This is a genomic window from Micropepsis pineolensis, assembly GCF_055392125.1.
The window spans coordinates 2,391,918-2,410,873 of the sequence record NZ_AP042408.1 but is presented as its reverse complement, the minus strand read 5'-3'; the positions used below and the strand labels follow the sequence as shown (position 1 = coordinate 2,410,873).

The window sequence follows — 18,956 nt, the reverse complement described above, 5'->3', positions numbered from 1 at the left end:
CACAAAGCCGGTCAATCTGTGGCTACCGCCGTCAAGGCCCCCACCGAACCAGTCTGTCATTGTGGCAGGTCTGGTTCGCCCCCTGACACGCCATTACACAGCAAGCTTTGTGCCTTTTGGTTTTTCGCAGTAAAACCAATGACCTGCCTGTTTGTAGGGTTTTCTGGAGGAGATTTTCTGCTCTGAATTCGTACGATATGATTAAAATATACGCACAATAATATGCTGCATATATTATTTGCATGCTGACAAAATTAGGTGGTGGGCAGGGCTAAACGGGCGCTGAGCCCCACGCCAGAGCTGCGATAGCGGAACATGCTGTCGATCAGTTGGGCCGCCTGGGCGGCGGCCTGTTCCGGTGGCAGTCCACCACTGCGGATATTCGAGATGCAGTTGCGCTCGGATTCAATGCGGCAGCGTTCTGGTTTCCAGGTGATATAAACGCCAAGGGAATCCGCCGCCGACAGACCGGGGCGCTCGCCAATCGCGATCAGCGTCAGTTTGGCCTGCATTAGGGCGCCGATATGATCGCCAAGGGCAACGCGGCTTTGCGTGGCGATGATAAGCGGGCTGACACGGCGTTGGGCGGCTGCCAGCAGAGGTAAGAGTGCCCCCATAAAGGCCTGTGCGTTGGCCGTTACTGCGGTGGAGGATAATCCGTCGGCCACCACCAGCGCCACATCCGGTGCGGTTACCGGTTCGGAAAGCGTGTCGATTGCGCTTTGTGATAACTGGCGGCCAAGGTCGGGCCGGGTGAGGTAGGTCATGCGGTCCGCTGCCGCGCTGGTGACACAGAGTGTTGGCCAGCCTTCCGCTGCGAAGGTGGCGGCGAGCGCGGCGGTATCAAGCGGCGTGTGCACCGCATCGCGGGCGCGGGCATGGGCCAGCTGAAAACGCAAATGTGCAGCAGTTGGCAATCCGCTGCCAGCATGGCCCAGGGCAATGCGGGCGGCGGTGAAGCTTTTCAGCTCGCCCCAGGGATCGTTCTGCGCGGAAAGTGTTGGTGTGTGTGTGGGCTGTTCGCTCATGCGGCATGACCCAGTGCGGGCAGGGCTCGGGGAATGGCGCTGGTCGCCGGATCAAACCGCAAATGGCCCGAGATATCGGCCAAACCGCTGGTTTGTAGCCAGTCTTCAAATTCCGGTGCCGGTTTTAGCCCAAGAACCTGACGGACATAGAGCGCATCGTGAAACGACGTACTCTGATAATTGAGCATGATGTCGTCGGCACCCGGCACGCCCATGATATAATTGCAGCCCGCCACGCCCAGCAGCGTCAGAAGAGCATCCATATCGTCCTGATCGGCCTCGGCATGATTGGTGTAGCAGACGTCACAGCCCATCGGCAGGCCCAACAGCTTGCCGCAGAAATGATCTTCTAGCCCGGCACGGGTGATCTGTTTGCCGTCATAGAGATATTCCGGCCCGATAAAGCCGACCACCGTGTTGACCAGCAGGGGCTGATAGCGCCGTGCCACGGCATAGGCCCGGGCCTCAATGGTTTGCTGATCGACGCCGCCATGGGTGCCGGAAGACAGCGCGCTACCCTGACCGGTTTCGAAATACATCACATTGTTGCCGATGCTGCCGCGCTTCATGGATAAGGCCTGCTGATAGGCGTCGTCGAGCATGGCAAGCGAGATGCCAAAGCCCTGATTAGCCCCCTCGGTTCCGGCGATGGATTGGAACACCAGATCAACCGGTGCACCACGCGTCATCGCCGCCATTGCGGTGGTGATATGGGCCAGCACACAGGACTGAATCGGCGCATGGGTTTTTAGCCGCAGCGTTTCGATCAGCTCGAGCAGGGTGATCATATTGTCGACGCTGTCGGTGGCGGGGTTGATGCCGATCACAGCATCGCCCGAGCCATACATAAGCCCGTCCAGAATGCTGGCGGCAATGCCCTTGGCATCGTCGATCGGGTGGTTGGGTTGCAGCCGTGTTGACATGCGGCCCTTGAGGCCGATGGTGTTGCGAAACCGCGTTACCACTTCGGTCTTGGCGGCTACGGCGATGAGGTCCTGTAGCCGCATGATCTTGCTGACCGCAGCTACCATTTCGGGCGTCAGTCCGGGCTGCAGCGCGGTCAGAGTGGTGGTGTCGGTCGCATCCGACAGCAGCCAGTCACGAAACCCGCCCACCGTCAGGTGTGAAATGGTGGCAAAGGCCGCGTAGTCATGGCTGTCGACGATCAGGCGGGTGATCTCGTCTGCCTCATAAGGAACAACGGCTTCATTCAGGAAGGTTTTAAGCGGCAGTTCGGCAAGGGCGAATTGGGCCGCGGCGCGCATTTCCGCCGTCTCTGCGGCAACGCCGGCCAGTATGTCGCCGGAGCGCAGCGGGGTGGCTTTGGCCATCAGTGCACGCAGATCCGCAAACTGATACTCGGTTCCAGCTAAACTGTAACGATAGCCCATAGCAGATACTCACGCCGCCGTTGATCTCAACGCCAGAATGATGTGCCTGCAAAATGGGCGGGTCAATGCCGTGCAGATTTTACGGTCATGTTGGCAGTGTAATATTTCTCTTGCCCGTATATGATTGCGGGGGCGTGGGGTATGAAACGGATAAAAAAAAGGCAGCAACTGTAAGGATGCCGCCTTTTTCGTCAAATGTATGAACGCGTTAGGCGGCTTTCTTGAGAAGCACGCCTTCAACCCGCTTTGTCGCCGCCATTTCGTCGATGCGTTCGACCACTGCCACTTCGCGCACCATGCGCGCCAGGGCCGCTTCATAAAGCTGGCGTTCGGAATAAGACTGTTCCGGCTGGCCGGACGCACGATGCAGATCGCGCACCACTTCGGCGATGGAGACCAGATCGCCGGAATTGATCTTGGCTTCATATTCCTGGGCGCGGCGCGACCACATGGTGCGCTTGACGCGGGCGCGGCCTTTAAGGGTGTTGAGCGCGGTTGCCACAATGTCGGGGGTGGAGAGTTTACGCATACCCACCGCCTTTGCTTTCTGGACAGGGACGCGTAACGTCATCTTGTCCTTGTCAAAGGTGATGACAAACAGCTCCAATTTCGTGCCAGCAACTTCCTGCTCTTCGATGCGCATGATGCGGCCGACGCCATGGGTCGGATATACAACATGATCATTGGCCTTGAATTCGAGTTTTCTGTTCGAATTCGCAGGAACCTTTTTGGCTGGAGCTTGGGTCACAGTCGGTTTTGCAGTCGTCATTTCCATTTCCGCTTTGCGATACTTTCTTACATCGCCCGACAAACCCGGGCGACACGAAAACCGCTTAAGGTACGTTCCACATGAAAATAGTCGTCTCCGGCTTCCCCAGAAACCGGAACGGCACGGCTTTCTCTAATTCAGAACAGAAAGAACCCTATCATACTTTCTTAAAAAATGAAAGGTCGATTTGGGCAAAGCTTTGAATCCCCGTGTAAAAACACGGGGATTGGGTTAATTATCGGAAATATTGCACCAATAAAGGGATATCTGACGGAATATTCTAATCCTCAATCGCCTTTGCCGGGATTGGGGGTGAAATATTTCTCAAGCTTCCCGGTCTCAGCCTTAAACTTGTCGGCGTCGGGCAGCGGTGTCCCCTTGTGGGTGACATTTGGCCATTCGCCAGCATATTTGGCGTTGATCTCCATCCATTTTTCCAGACCGGGGGTCGTGTCGGGGAAAATGGCTTCGGCCGGGCATTCCGGTTCGCAAACGCCGCAGTCAATGCATTCATCAGGATTGATGACCAGCGTGTTTTCACCTTCGTAGAAGCAGTCTACCGGACAGACTTCCACGCAATCCATATATTTGCATTTAATGCAGGGATCGGTAACGACGTAGGCCATGTAGAACTCCAATAAGTAATTATGATTCAGTGCATAAGACTGGCCGCGGGCTGGATCAAGGGGGCAGCCCCCTCAAAGTTTCACCCTTCGATTATTTCATAAAGATTACGTGCCAGTGTGGCCGAAGCGCGCCGCTCGGCATTGCAAATGACTTTCAAAACAAGAACATCCGCCCCGTATGGCACGGTCAGGATGTCGCCTTCGTGCAAAGAGCGACCGGCTTTGGTGACGCGCTGGTCGTTCAGCCGTATCAGGCCACTTTCGCAAAGCATCTGGGCGGCTGCCCGTGAACGGGCGAGCCGCGCCACCATAAGCCATTTGTCGAGCCGTATCCGACCCGGCGCCATTTTGCACGGTCACTTCTTAAACAGGTTAGCCAGTTCCGCAAACGGCGAGTCCGGATTGACATGCATGCGGAACGGCTTGGGCTCGCGTTTCTGCTCGTGCTTGGTTTCGCCTTTATACTTACTGCGGTTTGGTTTGGCGTTGGCTTGCGGCTTGTCAGCCTCAGCGGCGTCCTTGCGCTGATCGGTGTTGGTGTGCCTGCCGCCCGGCTTGCCCTTGTAGCGCGGTGCCGGTTTGGGCGGTGCAATCACTTTGCGGAAAACATGCACCGGTCCGGTCGCAACCGGTTGCGGTGCGGGGGCGGCGGCACTTGGTGGTGCCGGCTCTTCAGTAATGGCTTGCCCCACATCGGCCACGGGGCTTTCCGGGGCGGTTTCGGCGTCAGGTGTAGGCTCGGTTTCCGCTTCCACAGGGGGCGGGGCCACAGGGGCAACAGGTTCCGGTGCGGCCACGGCGGTGCGCTGCCAGTGCAATTCGTTCAGCACCGCGATCAGCTCTTCATTACCCGATCCGATCAGTGAGACCAGCTTGGGCATCAGGCCTTCAGCCGTGGTGCCGTCGATGGTGGCTTTTTCCAAAGTGTCTTCCAGCCGTTCCAGCATATCAAGGCGGATCGCGCGGCCAGCCACTTCCCGGAAGCCTGCTGCGGCCAGAAAGCCGACTGGCAATTCAGACTCGTTGACGAAGCTGGTCAGACCCGCACGTGGCAGGGCCGGTATCTGCTCGAGATGGTTCCACACTGACCATAACAATGCGGTCAGGCTGGCCGCATCTGGGCGCAGCAGCTTGGGGATATAGACCGAGCGACGACCAAACCACACCAGCGGTTTCAGCGCGCGGATCAGAAGGCGCTTGTTGGCATCCTCGGGCAGGGTCTTGATGTCGAGAGCGCCAAAGTTTTCGCACAGTTGATGGGCGACGGCGCGTGCTTCGGCAGGAATAGCTTCCGGCGTGCCAACTTTAGCGTCAATGCGCTCTTCAAGCTGGCGTAAGGGTTCCAGCCGACTGTCGATACGGTTTTTAATCCAGGCATCAAGCCGGCGCTGGATTGCCTCGCGGTCGGCATTATGCAGGTTTTCGTCAGCCAGAAGCGTAATCTTCGGCGTCAGCGGTGTCGGGCCTGCGGTCAGGCGTGCAACAATCGCGCCTTCCCACCACAGCCGACCCCGGTCGCTTAAACTGATATCGCCATCCAGGGCAATGGCCAGCCGGGCGGCGCGGGCGGCAAATTCGCCCGCCAGCCCCTTCATGGCGGCCACATGCAGGGTGCGCTTGTGAACCCCGCCGTCTGACGGGGCCTGGGTGAACTGGAAGCCGTCGAGTTTGCCGATGACTTCACCGTCGATGGCAACCCCACCGGAATCGTCGATCGAGACGGTGATGTTCTCGTCATCGGCCAGATGGCGCATCAGCACCGATGTTCGCCGGTCAATAAAGCGCTGGGTCAGCTTTTCGTGCAGCGCGTCGGACAGGCGGTCTTCCACGGCGCGGGTTTCATTCTGCCAGTGGGCAGCATTTTTAAGCCAGCCGGGGCGGTTGGCGGCATAGGTCCAGGTGCGGATATGCGACAGCCGGCCTGACAGCGTCGCGACATCGCCTTCGATGACATCAAGTCGGGCAACCTGCGTGGCGAACCAGTCTTCAGGGACGACACCTTCGTCCGAGGCAAGATAAGTGAAGATTGTCCGCACCAGACGGGCATGCTCTTCGGCGCTCATCTTGTTGAAATCGGGCAGCTGGCACGCATCCCACAATAGACGGACATTGGCCGTGGTGGTGGTTTTGGCGCGCACGGCGTCGTCACCGGCGAGAGATTTCAGCGCCCGATAGTCACTGGCCGGGCGGGCCTTGACCAGCCCGCGTTCGGGGGGCGGCTCTTCCAGGCTGGCCACCAGCGCATCAATGTTATGGAAGGCGAGCGCCGAATTGCGCCACTGCAGCACGCGCACCGGGTCGTAATGGTGGTTTTCGATGCGGCTGATGGTTTCCGGGTCGAGCCCTTCGGCGTCGCCTGTAATGCCAAAGGTGCCGTCATTCATATGACGACCGGCACGGCCCGCAATTTGTCCCAGCTCTTCAGGTCTGAGCGGGCGGGTCGCGATACCATCGAATTTTTCTAAGCCCGAGAAGGCGACATGATCGACATCCATATTGATGCCCATGCCGATGGCGTCGGTGGCGACCAGAAAGTCTACTTCGCCCGACTGATACAGTTCTACCTGCGCATTGCGGGTACGCGGGCTCAGCGCGCCGAGCACTACGGCGGCACCGCCGCGCTGGGTGCGGATCAGATCGGCGATGCCATAGACATCGTCGGTTGAAAAACCGATCACTGCCGAGCGGCGTGGCAACCGGGTCAGTTTTTTGGGGCCGGTATAGGCCAAGTCGGAAAACCGGGCGCGTGACAGGAAATAGGGATTGGGCACAAAGCGGCGGATGATGGCGCGCATAGTATCGGCGCCCATGAACAGGGTCTCTTCTGTGCCGCGGGCATGTAGCAACCGGTCGGTAAAGACATGGCCGCGCTCAGGATCTGCGCAAAGCTGGATCTCGTCGACCGCCAGAAAGGCGGTACCAAGATCGACCGGCATGGCCTCGACCGTGCAGACGTAATATTTTGCCCCGGTGGGAACGATTTTTTCCTCGCCGGTGATCAGGGCGACAGTGTCGGCGCCTTTAAGGCGCACCACCTTGTCATAGACCTCGCGAGCCAACAGGCGCAGTGGCAGGCCAATCATGCCTGACTTGTGCGCCAGCATGCGCTCGATGGCGAAATGGGTCTTGCCGGTATTGGTGGGGCCAAGTACGGCTGTAACGCGACTGGTGTGTTGGCTGTTCATCATGGGTCGGGGAAGATGGATAGTTTGGTGGATCGATGCAAGCGGCTAAACGAATATTCGACGCTGAGCCCCGAAGAGAATCAGCCAAGTGGTGCGAAAAATAGCGCAAGAAGGAGGTTAATATGAGTGTCCAGTATGTGCCAGAGACCGGGTTTTGCGTGTTTAATCGCCTGAAAGCCGCCTGTGTGCTGGCGATATTGGTCGTCGTTATCGTCCTGGGGTTGATATTGGGCGTGGCGGCACCGCGCTATAACGCCCCAAAGCGGGGCGGAATCGGGGATGGTCAGCTCTACAGCCGGATTCTGGATGATGTTGCCGCGGGCGAATCCTACCACGTCGCCGCCGTGCGTGAGCAGCGCCACTGGGGCTATACGGTTACACCGATCTGGACTGTGCGCGAACCCACATTGGCACTGTTTCTGGCCCGATTGCCGGAACCATTGCGGCCAGTGCCACTGTGGGCGCTGGGGCTTGGTGTGATGGGGGGGTGGTGCTGGCGGGTGCAACGCGTCTTTGGCAGCCCCGTGCTGACGGCGCTGACTTTCACTACGCTGTTCTTTGCCACTATGTTTGCTTTTACCCAGAAGGCGTATCTGTTTCATGAATGTTGGGCCGGGCTGCTGGTGGCACTTTCCCTGGGTCTGCACGACACCAAGCGTTGGGGCTATAGTGTGGTTATCGGGCTAGTGGCGGTTCTGGTGCGCGAATTGGCGCTGCCCTATCTTGTGGTGATGGCGCTGTGCGGTTTTTACGAGAAACGGTGGCGCGAGGGATTGTGCTGGTGTACCGCGCTGATCCTTTTTGCCGGTTTCATGCTGTGGCACGCCCATGCTGTGGGGCAATTGCTTCTGCCGGGTGATCGGGCTTCGGGGGGCTGGGTCGGGTTGGGAGGCTGGCCTTATGTCTTGTTATTGGCGCGCTGGAACGGGCTATTTATCGCATCTGCCCCCGCCGTGGTGGCCTCAGTGCTGCCGCTGATGCTGTTGGGGGCTTGGGCATGGCCTAAAATGGGCGGGCGGCTGGCGCTGATTACCATCGGCTATGTCACTGGTTTTATGGTCGTTGGTCGGCCCGATACATCTTATTGGGGGCTGATGATGACGCCGCTATGGGCCTTGGGTGTGGTCGTGGTGCCGGGGGCGTTAAGAGATCTGGTTAAAATTTTACGGGGTGCTGGGCGGTCGGGCATGCCGGGCGTTGTCTGATGTTGGGGCTCAACCGCCTAAAATGCGTGCCGAACGCAGCAAGAACGAACGGCGCCCGAATCACTAACCGATCTGGTATCAGCATTTGTTCTCGTACTATCGGAAGTTTGTCAAGAATTCTCTATCACAACATCTAGCCAGACTTACGAGCCGTTGCGGCTTTTAAGCTTATCCACAAACCATTCCGTACACGGATTTGGCGAATTTCAAGCAGCGTTTCCGACTGCTTAAATTTAAGCCGGGAAGCGTTAACAGCTCTGTGGTTAAGGTTAAACCGCGATGTTGTCTATCAGCCGGTTGCGACCGATTTTGACCGCCGCCAATACGCGGGTCGGGCGGTTGAATTCTTCCAGCGGTGTCAGGGTTTCTGCATCGCGGACCGCCACGTAGTCGACCGAGGAGAAGCCCGCAGTCTTAAGCGCGCTGGCCCCGGCCTCTTCAGCTACCGAGATAGGCTTACCGGAACGGACCGCATCGGCGACCAGTTGCAGGACGGGGTAAAGCTGGGCTGCTACCTGACGTTCCTGGGCCGACAGATAGGCATTACGGGAATTATAGGCAAGCCCGTCTTCCTCACGCACAATCGGCGCGCCAGCGATTTCGATTGGCAGGCCCAGATCGCGGACGAATTGGCGCACGACGAGAAGCTGCTGATAGTCCTTTTCGCCAAACAGGGCGATGTCGGGCATCACCGCGACCAGCATTTTTGTGATCGCAACCGCGACACCTGAGAAATAATGCGGGCGGAAATCGCTCTCTAGCCCCTTGGCAGGGCCGCCGACGACGATGCCAGTGGCAAAATTCTTCGGATACATCTCGCGTGCCGTCGGGGCGAATAAAAGATCGGCTTCGCCGCCCTCGGCGAGCAATTCCGCGTCGTCGTCCAAGGTGCGGGGGTAGCCGTCGAAATCATCCGTCGGCGAGAACTGGGTTGGGTTGACAAAAACGCTGACCGCCACCCAGTCAGCATGCTTTTTGGCTTCGGTAATCAGCGATAGGTGCCCTTTGTGCAGCGCCCCCATGGTGGGAACAAAGCCAATGCGGCGCCCTTCGGCCCGCGCTGCGGCAACCGCAGCCCGAAGCGTAGCAATTTCGTTCTTGATGGCGAGGGGGGCGGTCACCGTGTTGAGACCGCCGCAAAGCAGGTTTGGCCACGTTCGTTCAGGCGGGTACAGATCTGCTTGGCCTCGCGTTCCTGAAACGGACCAAAGCGAGCGCGATAGACCATATGACCGTCGGGCGACTGGTACGGGACGACGATCTTTTGCGCCTGTCCCAGCACATCGAGCGATTTGTCGGCATAGGCGGCAAGTTGGCTGCGCGCCAAATTCAAATCGTTATAGGCGCCGATCTGGATGGTCCAGTCATGCATGCCGGTTTCCGGTGCCTTGCTGGCATCGACTACGTCTGGGCGGGCAGCGCGTTGCGCGGCGCGGCGCGGTGCCATCTGCGGGCGCGGCATATAAGCGGCAACCTTAGTTTCTGCCGGTTTATTGTCAGCGGTCTTGCTGTCAGTCGGGGGCTGCGGCCGCGGGCGTAGGGCGTCAAGTGCGGTGCGGGTTTCGGCGGCATCCTCATCTTCTGCATCACTGGCGTGGCCACCACGGACATCGTTCAGCGGCGCATACTGGCCACGGGGCAGTGGGGTGATCTGGCCGTCGTGATCGACGCGCCACAAGCCCTTTTGCGAAGAAGCCGAAGCGACCTGTGTCGGCGGCTGCAGGCCCGCGATCCGGGACTGACCGGTCTGCCACGGCAGCTGAGCGTGGGCGACCAGACGCGGCGAATGGGCTATGTCGTCAAAGGCGGCATCCAGCAGGCGCATCATTTCGGTATCGCGGCGTGCGGCGGTCGGCCCGCCCATGACAACGCCGATGATATGGGTGTTGCTGCGGCTGACCGAGGACACCAGATTGAAGCCTGACATGTCCGTATAGCCAGTCTTCATGCCATCGGCACCGGGATAGCGGCCGAGCAGATTGTCATGCCCAGGATAGCGGTTACCGCGATAGGTGAACTCACGATGCGAGAAATAGGGGAAATACTGCGGAAAATCATAGGCCAAATGGCGGGCCAGCGTCGCCAGATCGGCGGCGGTGGTGATCTGCCCCGGATCGGGCAGGCCCGAGGCGTTGTGATACACCGTGTTGCGCATGCCTAAGCTCTGGGCCTTGGCGGTCATCATCTCGGCAAAGCGGGGTTCGCTGCCGCCCAGCGCTTCGGCGATCGCAACGGCGACATCATTGGCCGAACGGACAACCAGCGCATTGATCGCGGTTTCGACATCCATTCGTTCGCCTGGGGCGACATGCATATTGGTGGCGTGCTGACTGGCGGCGTGGGCCGAGAAGGTCAGCGTGGTGTCCATCGCGACCTGGCCGTTTTTCAACGCATCAAACAGCAGATAAAGCGTCATCATCTTGGTGAGTGACGCAGGGTGGCGGATTTCGTTGGCATTGCGGGCGTAAAGTACCTTACCGCTGATGCCGTCGACAATCAGAGCGGCATCCTTGCCGGGATCGGACCGGCCGACCACGGCAATGCGACCATGGCGACGTATGGCATGGTTTTTGGCTTGTGCCGGGGTGACCCCCATAGTTGCACAAAGGGCAGACGCCCCGAAAAGAAGCGCCAGGACCGTAAGAATCAACCTATTCGCGCCATGGCCTTGGCGGCCGCGCGAGATTTCCGCCATTCCGTACCCCGATTTCAGACTGGTCGACACCGTTTAGTCAAAACCTTTAGAACAAATGTTCTGCACTAAGCGGCTGGCCCCTACAAGCTGGCCAAAAGTTTGGCCTGAACCAAATCACTTCAACAATAGGACCAAATCATGGCGAAGCGCGCAAGTCCTTGTAACGGCAGGTTAACTGCATTTTCTAAAAAAAGCCGACATTTAGACATTTTTTCCTGAATTCCTTCGCTCATGCTTGCACAATATCATGGTGGACCGATCATAACCGCACGATAAGGTGGGTGTCAGGGTAAAGGCGTATCGTTAAAAAATTCCAGATGCATCTTTATATTAATTCAAAACAAGCATTAGAATGGGCATACAAATGAGCAAAGGTCGTAAGAGCCAGTCTGATCAGGGTGAAGGCGGGGATCCCCCCGACGGCAGCGCTGTTGCACAGGTTCTGCCCAAGACTAAACGCCCAAGCCTCTACAAGGTGTTGCTGCTCAACGACGATTATACGCCGATGGATTTCGTGGTTCAGGTCCTCGAAAGCATCTTCGGCCGTAACCGCAACGAAGCCATCGACATCATGCTGCAAGTCCATCGTCGCGGGGTGGGCGTATGCGGTATTTATACCTTTGAAGTTGCCGAGACCAAGGTTGCCCAGGTGATCGAAATCGCCCGGCGCAATGAACATCCTTTGCAGTGTACCATCGAAAAGGAGTAGCCCATGCCCTCCCTGTCGCGCAGTCTCGAACTTGCTTTGCACCGGGCCATTCGCCTGGCCAGCGAGCGCCATCACGAATACGCCACGCTGGAGCATCTCCTCCTGTCGCTGATTGACGATGCCGATGCCGCACAAGTGATGAAGGCATGCAATGTCGACATGGAGATATTGCGGCAGGTGCTGATCAAATATATCGACGAAGACTTGGTTAACCTCATCGTCGATGGTGACGAGGAAGCCAAACCCACCACCGGCTTTCAGCGTGTGGTCCAGCGCGCGGTACTGCATGTGCAGAATTCCGGGCGGGACGAGGTGTCGGGTGCCAATATTCTGGTTGCCATGTTCACCGAGCGTGAAAGTCATGCAGTTTATTTCCTGCAGCAGCAGAATATGACCCGGCTCGATGCTGTCAGCTTTATCAGCCATGGTATCGCCAAGCGGCCCGGCATGACCCAGGCCCGCCCCGTGCGGGGTGCCGATGAAGAAGAGGATGAGGCCGAGCCGCGCGGCCCCACGGGCAAGGCGGGCAATGCCTTAACAAGCTTCTGCATCGACCTCAACGAAAAGGCCCGTGGTGGCCATATCGATCCGCTGATCGGGCGCGAGGCCGAGGTCGAGCGTACCATCCAGATCCTTTGCCGCCGTCAGAAGAATAACCCGTTGTTTGTCGGTGATCCCGGTGTGGGCAAGACCGCCATTGCCGAAGGGCTGGCGCGTAAAATCATCTCGAACGAAGTGCCCGAAGTGCTGGCCAAAGCGACAATTTATGCCCTGGATATGGGGGCATTGATTGCCGGCACGCGCTATCGCGGCGATTTCGAGGAGCGCTTAAAATCCGTGGTCAAGGAACTGGAGGCGGTGCCCGGCGCCATTCTGTTCATCGACGAAATTCACACGGTGATTGGTGCCGGTTCGACCTCGGGCGGGGCGATGGATGCCTCTAATCTACTGAAACCCGCGTTGCAGGCCGGTTCGCTGCGCTGCATGGGTTCGACCACCTATAAGGAATATCGTCAGTATTTTGAGAAGGACCGCGCTTTGGTGCGTCGTTTCCAGAAGATCGATGTGGCCGAGCCGAGCATTCCCGACGCCATCAAGATCCTGAAAGGGCTGAAGCCGTATTTCGAGGAATATCATAAGGTTCGCTATACCGCTGAGGCTGTGAAAACGGCGGTCGAGCTGTCGGCCAAGTATATCAGTGATCGCAAGTTGCCTGACAAGGCGATCGATGTGATCGACGAAGTCGGCGCCGCTCAGATGCTGCTGCCGGGACCAAAGCGCAAGAAGGTCATTGGTGTGCGCGAGGTCGAGGATGTTGTGGCCAAGATGGCGCGCATTCCGTCCAAATCGGTCTCCAAGACCGATGCCGAATCGTTGCGCACGCTGGAGGCCGATCTCAAACGCGTGGTGTTTGGTCAGGATCCGGCCATTTCGGCATTGACCTCGGCGATTAAGCTGGCCCGCGCGGGGTTACGTCAGGCGGAAAAGCCGATTGGGTGCTATCTGTTCTCTGGTCCCACCGGCGTCGGCAAGACCGAAGTGGCCAAACAGCTGGCCTCGGTGTTGGGTGTCGAGCTGATGCGCTTCGACATGAGCGAGTATATGGAGCGCCATACGGTTTCGCGGCTGATTGGTGCCCCACCGGGCTATGTCGGCTTCGATCAGGGTGGTTTGCTGACCGATGGTGTCGATCAGCATCCGCATTGCGTGCTGCTGCTCGACGAAATCGAAAAAGCCCATCAGGATTTGTTCAATATCCTGTTGCAGGTGATGGATCACGGCAAGCTGACTGACCATAACGGTAAGTCGATCGATTTCCGCAATGTCATCCTGATCATGACCACCAACGCCGGTGCGGCAGACGCGGCCCAGAATGCCATCGGCTTTGGCCGTGGCAAGCGGGAAGGTGAGGACGAGGAAGCGATAAAGAAGCTGTTTACCCCGGAATTCCGTAATCGTCTGGATGCGGTCATTGCCTTCGGGGCACTCAGCCATGATGTCATCGACAAAGTGGTCGAGAAGTTTGTACTCGAACTGGAAGCCCAGCTAATCGACCGTGATGTGACTTTTGAACTTACCGCAGAAGCTACACGCTGGTTGGGTGACAAGGGCTATGATGATGCGTTTGGCGCCCGGCCTTTAGCCCGCGTCATTCAGGACGCGATCAAGAAACCTCTGGCCGACGAGATTTTGTTTGGCCAGTTGCAGCATGGCGGCACCGTGCGGGTGCTGCTGGACCGCGAGACCGACAAGCTGGAGTTTGAATTCATCACGGGCTTGGTGCAGCCCAAACCTCAGGCGCCATCGAAGCCGAAGAAAAAGAAAAAGCCTGCAGGGGTTTGATCTGTTGCCCCCGGACAGCGTAAATGCCGTCCGGGGGATTTTTGTATCAACCTCATGGCTGCGCAGACCCAAAGGGGCGAGGGTCTGCACCGCAAGAGTGATTATGCGAATCCTGAAATTCTGCACCGGGCTTTGGCCGGTTCTCGTGATCCCGATGATGGCAAATTGTGCGGTTGCTGCCGGGGTGAAGACGCTTCCTGCGGGCGTGGTTGTTGACGCGGATACCAGCAAACCACAAAACTTTCGTGTCGGGACGCTGTCATGGAGCATCAAACCGATGCCGTCCACCAGCGATGGCGATCAGGTCGCGCTTAGCGCCACAACCGGCAAAGGTCCCGTGTTCCACGATATTTTCGCCGTATCGTTCGGCAAGATCCAGTTTGCGGCCGGTGTGATGGATCCGTCACTGCCGGATCCTCAGCTGCTGGTATCGACCTTTTCCGGTGGGGCGCATTGCTGCACCAGCCGCACGGTCGTTCTGCAGAAGAAGGGACGATGGAAGGCTTTCGCTCTGCCAGCGGGCCGTGAAATGGCAGATCTTGAATTTCCCAAGGATATCAACGGCGATCATGTCCCGGATTTTGTGCTGACGGATGATCGTTTCGCTTATCAGTTCGGCTGCTTTGCCTGTAGCTGGATGCCACCGCGGGTTTTCTTCTTTCACGATGGTGTACTGGTCGAAGGATCAGCTTCGCACAAATTCGATGCGCTGTATCGCCAGGATATGGCCGCGGCGGATGCGGAATGTCGCAAGAAGAGCAATCCGGCCTGCGCCGGGTATGCCGCAGATGCGGCGCGGCTTGGCAAATTCGCCGAAGGTTGGCAGGCCGTCATCCGCCACTACGATCCTGAAGATGACTGGCATTACCCCTATGGTGGGATGTTTGAAGAATCCCTGCCGTTGTTTCTGTTTGACAATGGCTATCTTTGTAAAGATGAAGCCATTGCAGTGACGACAATGGCAGGGCTGTTTCCTAAAAATGAAGCCTCTGCGCAGAAAAAGCATTTGGCTGAAGCCTATGTGCCGGGCCAGCTGGTCTGCACGCCGCACCCTAAATTAGGTCTTGGGCGGGGAAAACCATAGATCTGGCTAATAAGTGCAAAACATTATATGAGGTTTTTTACGGTTTTTTTGCTAAATTGTTTTGCCGGAGTATCCCGGCCGAAATGGCCAGAGGTTGAGGAATTACCATGCTGTTGGAAATACCGGTCGAAAATAATGCGAAGCAGCTGTTGAAGCTTCTCTATGATGCGCGCGCCAAACTGAAGCCGGTTTATGTGCCCGATGTGGTGTATCAGCTCGGTATTGGCCAGAAGGAGGCGATTGCTGCCTGGGAATATCTGCGTGATCAGAAGCTGATCAAGACGTACGCTTTGCAGTATGCCGCTACCATCAATGAAGCTGGCATTGCAAAGATCGAAAATCCCTAGGGCTTTAAGGCGTTTTGTGACCCGAGCCCCATCTTTCATCCAAGTGGCAGTAGAGCCCGTTCCTCATTGATCTGCTCCCAAACGTTGGATCGCCGGAGGTTAGAGTTTTCCGGCTATATCGCCATGGCGGGCTCGGGTATGCCATCGCGACGGATCAATGATATCGGGACTTTCTGCCCGATTGCCCCATGAGGGCGTTGCTCATTGTAGTACTTACACCAATCCTCCAACTTTTCCCGGGCATCTGCAAGGCTCATGAACCAGTGCAGGTTCAGACATTCGGCCCGGAGCCGTCCATTGAACGCCTCGATGAAGGCGTTATCCGTGGGTTTCCCCGGCCGGGAGAAATCCAACGTGACGCCGTGAGCGTAGGCCCACAGATCCAGATCCCGTGAGATAAATTCGCTGCCGTTGTCTACCCGTATCGTCGATGGATAGCCCGCTTGCGCACAAACCCGTTCAAGTGTCGCGACAACATCTTCAGCTCGGTAGCTGAAGCGCGGATCGATAATCGGGGCATACCGCGAGAAGGTATCAACAACCGTCAAAATCCGGATCTTCTGTCCCGTGGCCAGTTGGTCGTGGACAAAATCCATCGCCCAGGTTTCGTTCGGATGCGTGGCCGCCCGGCGGTCCTCACGCAATTTTGCCCGAACTCTGCGCTTCGGCGGTTTAGGCCGCATTTGCAGGCCCAATTCGCAATAGATGCGATACACCTTCTTGACATTGACCGTCCATCCTTCGCGGCGCAAAAGCACGTGCACGCGCCGGTAACCGTAACGCACACGGGTCTGACATATGTCCCTGATCCGTAGTTCCAGTTCAGCCTGCCCGGACCGACGCGATGCATAGTGATAGGTCGAAGTGTCAAATAGAAATACACGACACGCTCGCCGGATGGATACCGCCCACTCCCCACACACCTCGTCGACCAGCTTCCGCTTCCGGGCAGGCTTTAAAGTTTTCGGCGGAGGGCGTCCTGCAGCATGGCTTTGTCCAAGCTGAGGTCGGCGACCACCTTCCGCAACTTGTTGTTCTCATCTTCCAACAGCTTCAGCCGACGCATTTCGTCCGGCAATAGCCCGTCGTACTTCTTCTTCCAGTTAAAATAGGTCGCCTGACTAATCCCGGCCTTGCGGCAGATGTCCGCGACCAGCATTCCGTCAGATCCCTGCTTCAATATGAACGCCTTTTGCGCGTCCGTGAACTTCGCTGCTTTCATTGTCTTCTGCTCCTCCCAAGCCCTGTGGAAGCTGCAGAAAAACTCTACCTCAATTCGATCCAATTTGCTGGGGGCAGATCATCATTTGAGCCCAGAAGGCCCGGAGATGCAACGGGACGGGGCGCGTAGCCCAGCGGTTGCTCAAGCGGCCCGTCCCGTTGCGTATTGGGTCCGCTGAGTTTGGCAAAAATCGCAGGCGGCAAGTTGCCAGTGGCGCTGTGCGGCCTGCAGTTATTGTAGTCCTGTCGCCATTCAGCCAACGCGGCGCGGGCATGATTGAGCGAGCGAAACACAGTCTCGTTCAGCAGTTCGTCCCGGAGCTTACCGTTAAAACTCTCGATAAAGGCGTTCTGTGTCGGTTTGCCGGGAGCAATATAATGCCATTCGATGCGCCTTTCCTGCGACCAGCTTAAGATGGCTATGCTGGTAAACTCGGTGCCATTATCGCTGACCACCATGCAGGGAGCCTTGCCGCGCCGGAGTATGGCGCGATCCAGTTCCCTGGCAACCCGGGCACCAGAAAGAGACGTATCTGCCACCAGGGCCAGGCATTCCCGGCTGAAGTCATCGACCAGCGTCATGATGCGGAACCGGCGGCCATCACTAAGCTGATCGCTGACAAAATCCATCGACCAGCGCTGGTTCGGTCCCTGGGGGATCGCCATAGGGGATCGTGTTCCCAAAGCGCGTTTACGGCCATTGCGCCGACGCACCTGAAGCCGCTCTTCGCGGTATAGCCGCCGCAGTCTCTTGTGGTTCACCACGACACCATCCCGGCGAATAAGCAATAAAAGCCGCCGATACCCGAAGCGATGACGTTGGGCGGCGAGCTCCCGCAGACGGACGCGCAGCGCGCTATCGTCGGGGCGGACGCTGCGATAGCGCACGCTCTTGCGATCTGCCCCGATTACCCGGATCGCCCGCCGCTGGCTCACCCCGTATACCTCACTGAGATGAGCCACCGTCTGCCGCTGTACAGCGGGCGTTACCATTTTTTTGCCGTCAGGTCTTTCAGCATGGCGTTGTCCAGCATCGCCTCGGCCAGAAGCTTCTTCAGCTTGCGGTTCTCCTCCTCAAGCTGCTTCAGGCGACGGGCTTCCGAAACTTCAAGCCCGCCATATTTGGCTTTCCAGTTGTAAAACGTCGCTTCACTGATCCCGTGCTTACGGCAAATGTCTGCCGTTTTTAGCCCACTTTCCTGCTCGTGCAGGACCCCGATAATCTGTTCCTCGGTGAAACGAATGCGCTTCATCGTCTGACCCTTTCCACACGGTCAGACTCTACTACAGTTTGGAGGAATTCCCCGGGCTCAGGTCATTTGCGCCACGGTGTGATGGAAAACAAAAACCGCAGGGAATGGCTTCCCCGCGGTTTTTTATTTTGTTGTGGTAATGCGTTTTCGTTGAGCTTGCTAATTGAGCTTACCGGGCAAAACTTTAAGGCTTTGCGCAATCAGCGCGGCCGAATGGGCTTCGTCGAGCCGGGCAGCGATCAGCTTCTCAGCTGCCGCAGCGGCGGCGTCGGCGGCAAGGCCACGGATTTCCGACAGGGCCTGCGTTTCCGCCTGCTCAATCTTCTCCTGTGCCTGCTTACCGCGTCGTTCGATCTGAGCCGTGAGCTGAATCCGGGATTCGGCGGCAAAGTGTTCGGCCTCGAGCTTGGCATCAGCCAGGATCTTGGCGGCTTCTTTATCCACGTCAGCCGTCTTGGCCTTATAACTGGCCAAAAGGGCTTCGGCTTCAGCACGTAAACTCTTGGCTGCCTCAAGCTCGTTGGCAATGGTGGCGGACCGTTTATCCAACAGACCTGCAACCATCTTAAAGGCGCCAACCTTCCAGAACACCAGAAGGATAATGACGAAACCTAAGGCAACCCAGAATTCTGCTTCAGCGAAGATGCTCATGAACGCACCGCCTTGACGGCATCAGCCGCTTCATCCGTCGTGACCGTCTCGCCAATCAGGCGGGACACAATCTCGGCTGCGGCAGATACGGCCGCTGCGTCGATGTCATGACCAGCCTGCGTCCGAAGCGCGGAAATCCGTTTTTCGGCTTCAGTCGTAGCGGCTTTGGCTTCGGCTTCCGCCGCAGCTTTAGCTTTCTCGACTTCTGCGTTCATGGCCTGACGGTTTTGCTCGGCCAGCTTGGCCGCATTCGCTTTGGCTTCGGCCAGCGCTGACGAATAGGCGCCAAGTGCGGCTTCTGCGTCTTCTTTGTGTTGAGCGGCGGCGGCCAGATCGCCATCGATGCGGTCTTTGCGCGCCTGGATCGCCGCGCCGATACGAGGCCCGGCGATCCGCCACAACACAACGAACAAAACGGCGAAGCAGATCACCAACCAGAAAAACTGGCT

At 57.7% G+C, this 18,956-nt stretch carries 17 protein-coding genes; 5 read left to right on the top strand and 12 right to left on the bottom strand.

The window, feature by feature from the left end; genetic code table 11:
* Positions 1 to 254 precede the first annotated feature (254 nt).
* From eutC to ACZ5RI_RS10670, 6 genes are all read right to left on the bottom strand, one after another.
* Positions 255 to 1,028, bottom strand: coding sequence for an ethanolamine ammonia-lyase subunit EutC (gene eutC / locus ACZ5RI_RS10695; RefSeq protein WP_464512788.1), 774 nt, complete (start codon positions 1,026 to 1,028; stop codon positions 255 to 257).
* Positions 1,025 to 2,419 carry an ethanolamine ammonia-lyase subunit EutB gene (locus ACZ5RI_RS10690; RefSeq protein ID WP_464512785.1) on the bottom strand — a complete coding sequence of 465 codons (1,395 nt, stop codon included), beginning with the start codon at positions 2,417 to 2,419 and terminating at the stop codon, positions 1,025 to 1,027. The genes eutC and ACZ5RI_RS10690 overlap by 4 nt, the downstream gene beginning before the upstream one ends.
* Before the next feature lie 208 nt (positions 2,420 to 2,627).
* Complete coding sequence (locus ACZ5RI_RS10685; protein ID WP_464512781.1) at positions 2,628 to 3,188, bottom strand: CarD family transcriptional regulator; 561 nt, start codon at positions 3,186 to 3,188, stop codon at positions 2,628 to 2,630.
* Between the two features lie 287 nt (positions 3,189 to 3,475).
* Positions 3,476 to 3,814: a ferredoxin FdxA gene (fdxA, locus tag ACZ5RI_RS10680; protein ID WP_464512777.1), complete on the bottom strand. Its 339-nt coding sequence runs from the start codon at positions 3,812 to 3,814 to the stop codon at positions 3,476 to 3,478.
* A gap of 80 nt (positions 3,815 to 3,894) precedes the next feature.
* Positions 3,895 to 4,161 carry a S4 domain-containing protein gene (locus ACZ5RI_RS10675; protein ID WP_464512773.1) on the bottom strand — a complete coding sequence of 89 codons (267 nt, stop codon included), beginning with the start codon at positions 4,159 to 4,161 and terminating at the stop codon, positions 3,895 to 3,897.
* 9 nt (positions 4,162 to 4,170) lie between these two features.
* Complete coding sequence (locus ACZ5RI_RS10670; protein WP_464512769.1) at positions 4,171 to 7,002, bottom strand: helicase-related protein; 2,832 nt, start codon at positions 7,000 to 7,002, stop codon at positions 4,171 to 4,173.
* A gap of 119 nt (positions 7,003 to 7,121) precedes the next feature.
* Between ACZ5RI_RS10670 and ACZ5RI_RS10665 the strand changes: the two genes are divergently transcribed.
* Positions 7,122 to 8,204 (top strand): hypothetical protein, encoded by a 1,083-nt coding sequence (locus tag ACZ5RI_RS10665; protein WP_464512765.1) that lies wholly within the window; start codon positions 7,122 to 7,124, stop codon positions 8,202 to 8,204.
* 269 nt (positions 8,205 to 8,473) lie between these two features.
* Here the strand turns inward: ACZ5RI_RS10665 and panC are convergent, their stop codons facing one another.
* Together panC and ACZ5RI_RS10655 are read right to left on the bottom strand one after the other, a co-directional pair.
* Positions 8,474 to 9,325 (bottom strand): pantoate--beta-alanine ligase, encoded by an 852-nt coding sequence (gene panC / locus ACZ5RI_RS10660; RefSeq protein WP_464512761.1) that lies wholly within the window; start codon positions 9,323 to 9,325, stop codon positions 8,474 to 8,476.
* On the bottom strand, positions 9,322 to 10,854 hold the full coding sequence (locus ACZ5RI_RS10655; RefSeq protein WP_464512757.1) for a serine hydrolase: 1,533 nt from the start codon (positions 10,852 to 10,854) through the stop codon (positions 9,322 to 9,324). Before ACZ5RI_RS10655 ends, panC begins: the two co-directional genes overlap by 4 nt.
* 409 nt (positions 10,855 to 11,263) lie before the next feature.
* Between ACZ5RI_RS10655 and clpS the strand changes: the two genes are divergently transcribed.
* The 4 genes from clpS (at position 11,264) to ACZ5RI_RS10635 (ending at position 15,382) form a co-directional block, all read left to right on the top strand.
* Positions 11,264 to 11,608, top strand: coding sequence for an ATP-dependent Clp protease adapter ClpS (gene clpS, locus ACZ5RI_RS10650; RefSeq protein ID WP_464512753.1), 345 nt, complete (start codon positions 11,264 to 11,266; stop codon positions 11,606 to 11,608).
* Between the two features lie 3 nt (positions 11,609 to 11,611).
* Positions 11,612 to 13,951: an ATP-dependent Clp protease ATP-binding subunit ClpA gene (gene clpA / locus ACZ5RI_RS10645; protein WP_464512749.1), complete on the top strand. Its 2,340-nt coding sequence runs from the start codon at positions 11,612 to 11,614 to the stop codon at positions 13,949 to 13,951.
* Between the two features lie 103 nt (positions 13,952 to 14,054).
* Complete coding sequence (locus ACZ5RI_RS10640) at positions 14,055 to 15,035, top strand: hypothetical protein (protein ID WP_464512745.1); 981 nt, start codon at positions 14,055 to 14,057, stop codon at positions 15,033 to 15,035.
* Between the two features lie 107 nt (positions 15,036 to 15,142).
* Positions 15,143 to 15,382: a hypothetical protein gene (locus tag ACZ5RI_RS10635; protein WP_464512740.1), complete on the top strand. Its 240-nt coding sequence runs from the start codon at positions 15,143 to 15,145 to the stop codon at positions 15,380 to 15,382.
* 113 nt (positions 15,383 to 15,495) lie between these two features.
* Here the strand turns inward: ACZ5RI_RS10635 and ACZ5RI_RS10630 are convergent.
* The 4 genes from ACZ5RI_RS10630 to ACZ5RI_RS10615 all read right to left on the bottom strand — a co-directional run bounded on the left by ACZ5RI_RS10630 (position 15,496) and on the right by ACZ5RI_RS10615 (position 18,938).
* Positions 15,496 to 16,604 (bottom strand): IS3 family transposase gene (locus ACZ5RI_RS10630; RefSeq protein ID WP_464512736.1). Its coding sequence is split into 2 segments (ribosomal slippage): positions 15,496 to 16,343 and positions 16,343 to 16,604, totalling 1,110 coding nucleotides; the frame shifts between segments, so codons are not numbered across the junction.
* Between the two features lie 44 nt (positions 16,605 to 16,648).
* Positions 16,649 to 17,856 (bottom strand): IS3 family transposase gene (locus tag ACZ5RI_RS10625; RefSeq protein ID WP_464512732.1). Its coding sequence is split into 2 segments (ribosomal slippage): positions 16,649 to 17,607 and positions 17,607 to 17,856, totalling 1,209 coding nucleotides; the frame shifts between segments, so codons are not numbered across the junction.
* Positions 17,857 to 18,015: 159 nt separating this feature from the next.
* Complete coding sequence (locus tag ACZ5RI_RS10620) at positions 18,016 to 18,507, bottom strand: F0F1 ATP synthase subunit B family protein (protein ID WP_464512728.1); 492 nt, start codon at positions 18,505 to 18,507, stop codon at positions 18,016 to 18,018.
* Positions 18,504 to 18,938, bottom strand: a complete 435-nt coding sequence (locus tag ACZ5RI_RS10615) for a F0F1 ATP synthase subunit B family protein (protein ID WP_464512723.1) — start codon at positions 18,936 to 18,938, stop codon at positions 18,504 to 18,506. Before ACZ5RI_RS10615 ends, ACZ5RI_RS10620 begins: the two co-directional genes overlap by 4 nt.
* Between the last annotated feature and the right edge of the window lie 18 nt (positions 18,939 to 18,956).

Bases quoted from the DNA above. Each gene is read 5' to 3' on its own strand.
- fdxA (WP_464512777.1), bottom strand. From the start codon at position 3,814: ATGGCCTACGTCGTTACCGATCCCTGCATTAAATGCAAATATATGGAT.
- ACZ5RI_RS10640 (WP_464512745.1), top strand. From the start codon at position 14,055: ATGCGAATCCTGAAATTCTGCACCGGGCTTTGGCCGGTTCTCGTGATC.
- ACZ5RI_RS10690 (WP_464512785.1), bottom strand. From the start codon at position 2,419: ATGGGCTATCGTTACAGTTTAGCTGGAACCGAGTATCAGTTTGCGGAT.
- ACZ5RI_RS10620 (WP_464512728.1), bottom strand. From the start codon at position 18,507: ATGAGCATCTTCGCTGAAGCAGAATTCTGGGTTGCCTTAGGTTTCGTC.
- ACZ5RI_RS10635 (WP_464512740.1), top strand. From the start codon at position 15,143: ATGCTGTTGGAAATACCGGTCGAAAATAATGCGAAGCAGCTGTTGAAG.
- clpS (WP_464512753.1), top strand. From the start codon at position 11,264: ATGAGCAAAGGTCGTAAGAGCCAGTCTGATCAGGGTGAAGGCGGGGAT.
- ACZ5RI_RS10665 (WP_464512765.1), top strand. From the start codon at position 7,122: ATGAGTGTCCAGTATGTGCCAGAGACCGGGTTTTGCGTGTTTAATCGC.
- ACZ5RI_RS10670 (WP_464512769.1), bottom strand. From the start codon at position 7,002: ATGATGAACAGCCAACACACCAGTCGCGTTACAGCCGTACTTGGCCCC.
- eutC (WP_464512788.1), bottom strand. From the start codon at position 1,028: ATGAGCGAACAGCCCACACACACACCAACACTTTCCGCGCAGAACGAT.
- ACZ5RI_RS10685 (WP_464512781.1), bottom strand. From the start codon at position 3,188: ATGACGACTGCAAAACCGACTGTGACCCAAGCTCCAGCCAAAAAGGTT.
- clpA (WP_464512749.1), top strand. From the start codon at position 11,612: ATGCCCTCCCTGTCGCGCAGTCTCGAACTTGCTTTGCACCGGGCCATT.
- ACZ5RI_RS10675 (WP_464512773.1), bottom strand. From the start codon at position 4,161: ATGGCGCCGGGTCGGATACGGCTCGACAAATGGCTTATGGTGGCGCGG.